Origin of the sequence: Pseudomonas sp. zfem002, assembly GCF_032621685.1 — a bacterium.
GTDB lineage: Bacteria > Pseudomonadota > Gammaproteobacteria > Pseudomonadales > Pseudomonadaceae > Aquipseudomonas > Aquipseudomonas japonica.
In genome coordinates this window covers 102,683-112,694 of the sequence record NZ_JAVYJH010000017.1, presented here as the reverse complement: position 1 = coordinate 112,694, position 10,012 = coordinate 102,683, and the positions used below count along the sequence as shown (strand labels likewise).

General features: G+C 60.5%; 5 protein-coding genes and 3 pseudogenes. 6 read left to right on the top strand and 2 right to left on the bottom strand.

The features are described 5' to 3' along the window. The 4 genes and pseudogenes from RTI28_RS19345 to RTI28_RS30410 all read left to right on the top strand — a co-directional run. Nucleotides 1-156, top strand: a pseudogene (locus tag RTI28_RS19345) (IS5/IS1182 family transposase); the annotation flags it as partial. A 486-nt stretch (nt 157-642) separates the two neighbouring features. Further along, nucleotides 643-2,355 carry a phosphoethanolamine transferase gene (locus tag RTI28_RS19340; protein ID WP_043860449.1) on the top strand — a complete coding sequence of 571 codons (1,713 nt, stop codon included), beginning with the start codon at nt 643-645 and terminating at the stop codon, nt 2,353-2,355. A 773-nt stretch (nt 2,356-3,128) separates the two neighbouring features. Continuing rightward, nucleotides 3,129-4,211: pseudogene (locus RTI28_RS30415) on the top strand (sensor histidine kinase); the annotation flags it as partial. Between the two features lie 315 nt (nt 4,212-4,526). Then, a pseudogene (locus RTI28_RS30410) lies at nt 4,527-5,066 on the top strand (methyl-accepting chemotaxis protein); the annotation flags it as partial. 37 nt (nt 5,067-5,103) lie between these two features. Here the strand turns inward: RTI28_RS30410 and lpdA are convergent. Next, nucleotides 5,104-6,504 carry a dihydrolipoyl dehydrogenase gene (gene lpdA / locus RTI28_RS19330; RefSeq protein ID WP_316921936.1) on the bottom strand — a complete coding sequence of 467 codons (1,401 nt, stop codon included), beginning with the start codon at nt 6,502-6,504 and terminating at the stop codon, nt 5,104-5,106. 216 nt (nt 6,505-6,720) lie between these two features. Between lpdA and cfaB the strand changes: the two genes are divergently transcribed. Beyond that, nucleotides 6,721-7,905 carry a C17 cyclopropane fatty acid synthase CfaB gene (gene cfaB, locus RTI28_RS19325; protein ID WP_316921935.1) on the top strand — a complete coding sequence of 395 codons (1,185 nt, stop codon included), beginning with the start codon at nt 6,721-6,723 and terminating at the stop codon, nt 7,903-7,905. Here the strand turns inward: cfaB and cls are convergent, their stop codons facing one another. Then, nucleotides 7,906-9,345, bottom strand: a complete 1,440-nt coding sequence (gene cls / locus RTI28_RS19320; protein ID WP_316921934.1) for a cardiolipin synthase — start codon at nt 9,343-9,345, stop codon at nt 7,906-7,908. A gap of 129 nt (nt 9,346-9,474) precedes the next feature. On the opposite strand from cls, the gene RTI28_RS19315 reads away from it, so the two are divergent. Then, nucleotides 9,475-10,002, top strand: coding sequence for a DUF3617 domain-containing protein (locus RTI28_RS19315; protein WP_316921933.1), 528 nt, complete (start codon nt 9,475-9,477; stop codon nt 10,000-10,002). Nucleotides 10,003-10,012: the final 10 nt, after the last annotated feature.

The window sequence follows — 10,012 nt, the reverse complement described above, 5'->3', positions numbered from 1 at the left end:
CCATTTCGCGTAATCAAGCGTCAGTTCGGTTATGTGAAAACCCGCTTCCGTGGCTTGGCCAAGAACACGGCGCAACTGACCACGCTGTTCGCCCTGTCGAATCTGTGGATGGTGCGCCGGCAATTACTGACTGCTCCGGGCGAGGTGCGCCCGTAACGGCAGATGACCAAGGCTTTGCCTTGGTTATCCAATAATCAGCGGCTGAAAATCGGGCTTTTCGGCATCCCTAAGCCGCCAATTTCCGGCTGATGAGTAACTTGTTCGGAGTTTCCCTAGCTAGACTTGCTGTTGACATATGATTAATTTGCGCATGCAGTATGAAGTATTTGACGGCTTAGTATTGGCTACTTTTTAGCATAACGTTAGCGATAGCAAACGGGAAGTCGTTGCGCTGATTCTGTCAACATTGTAATCAGGAGGTCATCGTGTAGTTATCAGATGAAAGAAATAATGACTCTAGAAAAATCCATTCCTCCTCTAATCCTTCTGCCTTACGAATCCTAAGCGCTCTCAAGTCCCGAAGCTCATGGTCTCCGGTGCCCCGACACCGCATGCCCGTCCAGTGTTGGTCGATGGCTTGCGTGTTACCTCCGTAAATTCCATAGCAAGCGCTATGGGTGAGCAGCATCTCAGAGCTTGATAATGACACCTCCAGAATTCGACGTTAAAACCCTGCCTGGAAAATTGGCACTTTTTATTCGTAATGCTCGGAAGGAGGGAGTCAGTACTAATCTGTTAGTCGGTTTCGTAACTGCTTGGTTACTGACTTTCGCAAACTCTGAGCTTTGGGCGCTGATTTGGAAGCTGGTGTTCAAGAAAAATGATATTAACTGGTTGCTTGCCGGCAGCCTGCCGGTGCTTGTGTTCGCTTGGGTTTTTACAGTGCTCAGCTTGTTGTCGTGGTGGCGGCTCGCCAAACCACTGCTGTGCCTAGTCCTGATTAGTGCGGCTTTTGCAAGCTACTTTATGAGTACTTACGGTATCGTTATTGACTACACAATGTTCACCAACGTTGTGGAGACCGACATCGGTGAAGTGTTCGAGTTATTGAATTGGAAGCTTTTCCTTTGGGTTGCCATTGTAGGAGGCTTGCCCGTTTACATAATTAGCCAGGTTCCCATCCGGCGAAAGCCTTGGGCGAAGGCCCTGGCCAGTAGACTTGTTGTCCTTTCACTAGCGCTGGTCGCCCTTTCCGGCATCCTGCTGAGTCAGTATCAGTCGTATGCCTCCTTGCTGAGAAATAACCGAGAGATTCGACTTATTCTGGTACCTACCAATCTGTTTGCAGCCGGTCATGGGTACCTGAAACGCCAACTGGCCACGCCTAAAACACTGACGGTCATAGGTTCCGATGCAGTGGTAAATCGTCAAGGTGCAGTTCGAAAGCCCAAGCTATTAGTACTGGCTCTGGGAGAGACCGCGCGCGCTGCCAACTTCTCTCTCAACGGCTACTCACGTGAGACCAATCCAGAGCTTCAAAAGCGCAATGTAATCAGTTTCTCGAACGTCAGTTCTTGCGGCACAGCTACTGCAGTTTCGCTGCCGTGTATGTTTCTCGATGTCGGAAAGGATGGATACAAAGATGGCTTAGCCAAGAGTCGTGAAGGGTTGCTTGACGTGCTTCAGCGGGCTGGCATCAACGTCATGTGGACTGATAACAATTCGGGATGCAAAGGGGTCTGTGACCGCGTCCCCAACCGCAAGGTTGCCCTCAGTACAGACTCCCAGCTATGCACCAGTGACGAGTGCAAGGACGGGGTACTACTCGCTGAGATGGAGGACTTCATCAAGAGCTTGGAGGGTGATGCTGTTCTAGTGCTCCACTACAAAGGAAGCCATGGCCCTGCCTACTACAAGCGCTACCCCTCGCAATTCAGGAAATTCGAGCCTGTCTGCGAGACGAATGAACTCGACAAATGTAAGCAGCAAGAGGTGGTCAACGCCTACGATAACTCGATTTTGTACACCGACTACGTGACATCTGCGCTGATCGATATTCTCGCTGCGAACACTAGATTCGACACTGCACTCATGTACGTCTCTGACCACGGGGAGTCGCTGGGTGAGGGCGGTCTCTACCTACATGGGTTGCCCTATGCGATGGCTCCTAGTGAGCAAACCAAGGTTCCATTGGTGCTCTGGATGTCTGACCCGATGGCGAAGAACGAAGGACTCGATGTCGGTTGTCTAAGAGCCCAGGCAAGCTCACCGTTGAGCCATGACAATCTGTTCCACACAGTTCTCGGGATGATGAGCGTTCAGACATCCTCTTATCGTTCAATGCTGGACTTCACTGCACCTTGTAGGCCTCTGGACGTCAGCTCTAAGAGCGTTAGCTATCGCTCAATCCCTTGAACAGGGCTCGGCTAGAGCTTCGAGTCGTTGATGTTACGGCAGATCCCTAGGTACGGAGGTCCATCGAGAGCGCTTGAGCATGCATAGCTGGCTTGAGCTGAAGGCCTACAGGGTTGATGAGTCCGCCTAAAGTGAGCTCGTCCCTGGTTGTGTCAAACTATATTATTCGCCGCAGAGTGCCTTTTTCGATGAAGCATCTGCTTGTGTCAAACTATAATTCGTTTGCTGCGGTAGGCCGCATCGCTGGAGGCCACGGAATCCGGGGGGCTTTGTGTCAAACTATATTATGAGCCTCCAAAAGCGGTACCAGGAGCCGGAGAGAGAAATCTCCCGGCTCCTCTGCTTTCAGAAGCCGCACGTTGTTCCCATTCTGGAGCGATAAATCCATGACTTCCTCGACGCTCCCTGCGCAGGAGTGCTCGGCACGTCAGTACCTGCCGACAGACCAACGGATTTTTTCCTTGGGCCGATAGCCTGACCATCACCCTGGCATTGCGCCGCGAACTGCTTCCAGCAGAAACGATCTGCCGTACAACATCAGTGAAAACAGACAAGAATCTGTCCTGTCCATACGATCAGCTTCGCTTCAAACCCAGTAAATTCGGGTTCATCCCGCCTTCCCGGTGTCTTGCGCGGGCAACATCAAATTGCCATTCTGCGACTTGCTGAAACGTCCAGCAGAGCGCTCGCCTTGCCTCTCGGCCGGCGCGTGACAGCAGATCTCAAAGCCCCCTGGGCGGAGCTCAGGGCACGTCGTATCGGAAGCCAACACAATGAATATAAAAACAAAGCTGACGTGTGCATTCGGCGTTCTCGCCGTCATCCCGGTGGCGCTGATCGCCTGCCTGGTGGTTTACAACCTCAACGAACAAGCCCGAGACGGCTTTGTGGATACGTCCAGCCGTGAAATTCGGCAGATCGACAATACGGTCAATGTCTTCCTCGACGCCATCGCGCAGAACGTCGCGCAATGGGCCGATGATCCGCAGATCGTCGAGACCCGGGAACTGAAGGTCTACACCAGCGAAACCGCGCCGAGCCTGCCGCTGTCGGAAGGCAGCCGGCAACTGCTCGAACGCTTCACCCGCTACGCCAAGGCCCACCCGACGACCGCGTTCGTTTCGATGGCGCGCACCGATGGCAACTACGTGGCCTGGCCCGACGAGCCGGACCTGAAGAACTACGACCCGCGCAAGCGTCCCTGGTACCAGCTGGCGGCCGCCAATCCCGGCAAGGTGATGCGGACCAGCGCCTACCTGTGGGGCAACGAAGCGCTGATCTGTACTGTGCGCACTATCCATGGCCCCGGCGGCGAGGTGGTCGGGGTGATGGGCACCGACGTGTCACTGGGGCAACTGGCCGGTTTCATCGGCAAGACCAAGCTGGGCGAAAGCGGTTACCTGATGCTGGTCGAGGACACCGGCGCGATACTGGTCGACCCGAGCAATCCCGCCAACGCCTTCAAGCAGCTCAAGGATCTCGGCGGCGACTACGCGCAACTGGCCGGCACCAGCAAGGGCCTGGTGGAAGTCGAGCTGGGCGGCAAGCGCTACATGGCCAATGTCTGGACCTCGCCGACCCTGGGCTGGCGCTTCATCGGCCTGATCGAGAAAAGCGAGGTCATGGCCGGCGTCACCCGCCTGACCTGGACCATCCTGGTCATCGCCCTGGTGCTCTCGGCGCTGTTCGCGGTGCTCGGTGCGGCCTTCGCCAACGTGATCATCAAGCCCATCAACGGGGTGTCCGGCAGCCTGGAGGACATCGCGCAAGGCGAGGGCGACCTGACTCGCTCGTTGCCGATCCAGGGCAATGACGAAACCGCGACCCTGGCAGGCTGGTTCAATCAGTTCCTCGAACGCATCCGTGCCCTGGTGCAGCGCATCGGCAACGCTTCCGCCGACCTGCAGAGCGCCTCGGAAACCAACAGCCGTGTCGCCTCGAACATGGGCGATGCCACCGGGCGCCAGCGCCAGGCGGTGGAGCTGGTGTCGACGGCCTTCAACGAGATGGTCGCCACCGCCAACGAGGTGGCGAAATCCTGTACCCACGCGGCGACGTCCGCCGACGCCGGGCAGCGTCAGGTCAGCGCCGGGCAGCAGCAGATCGAGCAGGCCACCAGCAGCGTTGCCCGCCTCAGCGACAACCTGCTGCAGGCGACCGAAGCGATGCAGGAACTGGAGCGCGAAAGCCAGGACATCAACGCCATTCTCGGCACCATCCGCTCCATCGCCGAGCAGACCAACCTGCTGGCGCTGAACGCGGCGATCGAGGCGGCGCGGGCGGGCGAGCAGGGGCGTGGTTTCGCCGTGGTCGCCGACGAGGTGCGCGCGCTGGCCAAGCGCACCGCCGACTCCACCGGCGAAATCGATGGCCTGCTCGGTGGCCTGGCGCGGCGGGCGCAGGATGTCACCCAGCAGATGCGCAGCAGCCTGGACATGTCGCAGCAGAGCGTGGATTGCATTCGCGAGGCGCGGGACAGCTTCGAGGGCATTCGCGCGTCGGTGGACGTGATCCGTGACCAGAGCAATCAGATCGCCACGGCCGCGGAAGAGCAGCATCAGGTGGCTGAGGACATCAACCAGCACATCATCCAGATCCAGGCGGATGCGCAGTTGATCGAGGAGCTGGCCGGGTCGGCGCAGGCGGATTCGCGGCAGTTGAGCGAGTTGTCGCAGGAGTTCAGGAGCCTGGTGTCCAGGTTCAGGACTTGAGTAACTGGGGGCCTGCTCAGCAGGCCCCGGCACCTCATCAGATCTGCATCGCCATCCCGTCCACATTCATCGCCGCCTGGCGCAAGGCCTCGGAGCGGGTCGGGTGCGGGTGGCAGATCAGCGCGATGTCTTCCGCCGAGGCGGAGAACTCCATCGCCACGCAGTACTCGCCGATCATCTCGCTGACACTCGGCCCGACCAGGTGGACACCCAGTACCTCATCGGTATTGGCATCGGCGATGACCTTGGCGAAGCCCTCGGTCTCGTGGTTGATCTTGGCCCGGCTGTTGGCCATGAAGGGGAACTTGCCCACCTTGTAGGCGCGGCCCTCGGCCTTCAGCTGTTCCTCGGTCTTGCCCACGGTGGCCAGCTCCGGCTTGGTGTAGATCACCCCGGGAATCAGGCCGTAGTTCACTTCATGGGGCTTGCCGTGGATGCGCTCGATGCAGGCGATGGCTTCGTCCTCGGCCTTGTGCGCGAGCATCGGGCCGGAGGTGACGTCGCCGATGACCCAGATGCCCGGCACGCTGCTGCGATGGCCCTGGTTCTCCAGCATGCCGCGTTTGTCGGTCTGCAGGCCGACGCTTTCCAGGCCCAGGCCCTGGGTATAAGGACGACGACCGATGGCGACCAGCACGTAGTCCGCCTGCAGGGTCTGCGCTTCACCGCCGGCGGCGGGTTCCAGGGTCAGGCTGACGCTGTCGGCCGATGGCGTGGCCTGGGTCACCTTGCTGCCCAGCTTGAAGCTCATGCCCTGTTTGGCCAGGGAGCGTTGCAGGGTCTTGGCGGTCTCTTCGTCGATACCGGGGCAGATGCGGTCGAGGTACTCGATCACGGTGACTTCGGCACCCAGGCGGCGCCAGACCGAACCCAGCTCCAGACCGATCACGCCGGCACCGATCACCACCAGGTGCTTGGGCACCTCCGGCAGCGACAGGGCGCCGGTGGAGTCGATGATGCGCTGGTTGTCGATGGTCACGCCGGGCAGGGGCGTGGGCTCGGAGCCGGTGGCGATGACGATGTCTTTCGCCTGATAGTCGCTGACGGCGCCCTGGTCGTCGGTCACCCGGACCTTGCCGACGCCGTCCAGCTTGCCCCAGCCCTTGATCCAGTCGACCTTGTTCTTGCGAAAGAGAAACTCGATGCCCTTGGTCAGGCCGGTCACGCTTTCATCCTTCTGTTTCATCATCTGCGCCAGGTTCAGGCTCGGCTTGACCTCGATGCCGAGGTGACCCAGTTCGCCGCTGGCGGCCGCCTCGTAGAGTTCCGACGCATGCAGCAGGGCCTTCGAAGGCATGCAGCCGACGTTCAGGCAGGTGCCGCCAAGGGTCGCGCGACCCTCGACGCAGGCCACGCTCAGGCCCAGCTGGCCGGCACGAATGGCGGCGTTGTAGCCGCCGGGACCGCCGCCGATGATGATGACGTCGTAGCTTTTCATTGTTGTGCTCCCGGATGAAGAATCGACAGTGGCGGCAAGATTAATCGCTCGAATCGTGAATTGTATACAATTTCCGCTTCATTCCGCCGCAAAGTTGCGGCTGCGAGAGCCACGCGACGATAGCGTCCGACTATGGTCTCGATAGCCTGAAAGATCCTACGTATGAACTACCCTGTTTCGGTGACGTCCGAATGTATATATGGGGAGGCTCACTTCATGCTCGTGCAACTTCCACCGGCTCTGCAAAGCTTGCATCTTCCGCTCCGTCTGCGCCTGTGGGACGGCCATGAGTTCGATCTGGGCCCGCAGCCCCAGGTCACCATCATGCTCAAGGACCCCAGCATGATCAGCCAGCTGATCCATCCTGGCCTGGACGAACTGGGTACCGCGTTCGTCGAAGGCAAGCTGGATCTGGAGGGCACCATGAGCGAGGTCATTCGCCTGTGCGACGAGCTCAGCGAGGCCCTGCTCAAGGATGAGGAGGAAGAGCTGCCGGTACGCCGCCAGCACGACAAGGCTACCGACGCCGCGGCGATTTCCTACCATTACGACCTCTCCAACGAGTTCTATCAGCTGTGGCTGGACCGGGACATGGCGTATTCCTGCGCCTATTTCAGAACTCCCGACGACAGCCTCGATCAGGCCCAGCAGAACAAGTTCGATCACCTCTGTCGCAAGCTGCGCCTGCAACCAGGCGACTACCTGCTGGACGTCGGTTGCGGCTGGGGCGGGCTGGCGCGCTTCGCCGCTCGTGAATATGGCGCCCGGGTCTTCGGTATCACCCTGAGCAAGGAGCAGCTCAAGCTCGGTCGCGAGCGGGTCGCCGCGGAGGGCCTGGAGTCGCAGGTCGAACTGCAGATCCTCGACTACCGCGACCTGCCGCAGGATGGTCGCTTCGACAAGGTGGTCAGCGTGGGCATGTTCGAGCATGTCGGGCATGCCAACCTGGCGTTGTACAGTCAGCGCCTGTTCGGTGCCGTGCGCGAAGGCGGCCTGGTGATGAACCATGGCATCACCGCCAAGCACACCGACGGCCGCCCGGTGGGGCGCGGCGCGGGCAACTTCATCGAACGCTATGTGTTCCCGCATGGCGAGCTGCCACACCTGTCGATGATCAGCGCAACGCTCAGCGAGGCCGGGCTGGAAGTGGTGGACGTGGAAAGCCTGCGCCTGCACTACGCGCGCACGCTGAAGATCTGGAGCGACAACCTTGAAGCCCGTCTGGTCCAGGCCGCGACCATGGTGCCGGAACGGGCCCTGCGGATCTGGCGCCTGTATCTGGCTGGCTGCTCCTATGCGTTCTCCCGAGGCTGGATCAACCTGCACCAGATCCTCGCGGTGAAGCCCAAGGCGGACGGCAGTCACGACCTGCCACTGACCCGCGAAGACCTCTACCGCTGATCAGAGGATCGGCGAAATCAGGCGCGCGATACGCATCCCCAGCTGTTGCAGGCGATGCGTATCGCGGCTGTCTTCCGCGGTAATTTCCCGGGACTGTTCGAAGTCGTTGATCAGCATGGATTCCACCGAGCTGGCGAAGCCCTGGTCGATGGTCACCAGGGTGATCTCGAAATTCAGGCGGAACGAACGGTTGTCCAGGTTGGCGCTGCCGATGGCGGCGACATCGTCGTCCACCAGCATCACCTTCTGGTGCAGGAAACCGGGCTGGTAGCGGAACATCCGCACACCGGCGCGTACCGCTTCGAAGGCGAACAGGCTGGAGGCGGCGTAGACGATGCGGTGATCCGGGCGTGACGGAATCAGGATGCGCACATCCACCCCACGCATCACCGCCAGGCGCAGCGAGGCGAACACGGCCTCGTCGGGGATGAAGTACGGGCTGGTGATCCACACCCGTTGCTGCGCGGCCTGGATCGCATCGACGAAGAACAGCGAGCAGGTTTCCTGCGGATCCGCCGGCCCGCTGGCGAGGACCTGACAGAGCAGGCCGTTGTCCGGGTAGGTTTCCGGCAGGATCAGCGGCGGCAGCTTGCGTGCGGCCCAGTACCAGTCCTCGGCGAAGGATTCCTGCAGGCAGGCCAGCACCGGGCCGGTGACCTGGACATGGGTGTCGCGCCAGGGCGACAGGCGGGGATGCTCGCCGAGGTATTCGTCGCCGACGTTATGTCCGCCGAGAAAGCCCTGTACCCCGTCGACCACGACGATCTTGCGGTGGTTGCGGAAGTTGACCTGGAAGCGGTTGAACCAGCCGCGCTTGGTGGCGAAGGCGCGGATCTCGACACCCGCCTCGCGCAGGCTGTGGGTGTACTGGGCGGGCAGGGCATGGCTGCCTACCCGATCGTAGAGCACATAGACCTTCACCCCCTCGGCCGCCTTCTTCAGCAGCAGGGCGTGCAGGCGTCGGCCGAGCCGGTCGTCATGGATGATGAAGAACTGCACCAGGACCGTATCGCGGGCCTGCTCGATGGCCTGGAAGATCGCCTCGAAGGTGGCCTTGCCATCGACCAGCAGGCGCACCCGGTTGTTCGCCAGGCACGGCATGCGGCCGAGCTTGGGCAGGGCGCGCAGGCCGGCGTAGGCCGGGGAGTTGCTGGCGGCCAGGGCTTCCTCGACCCAGGGTCGCCAGTTCAGGTCGGCCATGGCCACGTGCATTTCCTGGTTGGCCTGGCGCCGCGCCTGGATATAGGCATCGAAGGTGCGGCTGCCGAAGACCAGGTAGGGGATCAGGGTCAGGTAGGGGATGAACAGCAGCGACAAGGCCCAGGCGATCGAGCCTTGCGCGGTACGCACGGTGAACACCGCATGCACCGCGGTGAGGGCGCCGATGAAGTGGATCGCGCCGATGAGGTAACCGAAGAACTGGGGGCTGTGGTAGTCCATGCACGTCCTGCGTCGTCCGCCAACAGTCCTCTAACAGACCATGTTCCAGTCTAGTCTTGCAACCCAGGGGGCTTTTGCAAGTCAAAGCCACAGTCCGGCACAGGGCCGGACATTTTCAGGAGTCGCAAGATGAATATTCGCGTGTCGGCGCTGGCGCTGCTGCTTGGCCTGTCGAGTCCCCTGGTTCAGGCGCAGATGCTGCAACCGGGATTGTGGGAGCTGACCACCAGCAATATGCAGGTCGATGGCAAGCCCCTGCCCGACATGGAATTCATGCTCGGCCAGTTGAAGAACCTGCCGCCCGAGCAGCGGGCGATGATGGAGGGGGTACTGGCCAAGCAGGGCATCACCGTGGCCGGCAAGGGCGTGCGTTCCTGCCTGACGCCGGAACAGGTGAAAACCGACGATATCCCCCTGCAGGATCCGCAGTCGGGTTGCACCCAGCGCATCACCGAGCGCACCGGCAAGACCTGGAAGTTCGAGTTCAGCTGTCCCAAGGCCCAGGGGACTGGTCAGGCGCAGTTCCTCAGTGACCGTGAATTCCTGACCACGGTGCAGGGCACCTTCAACGCCTCCGGCGTACAGCAGCAGGGCAGCATGAACACTCGGGCGGTGTGGCTGGGCGCTGATTGCGGAACGGTCAAACCCCGCAGCTAGCAGGTGGTAG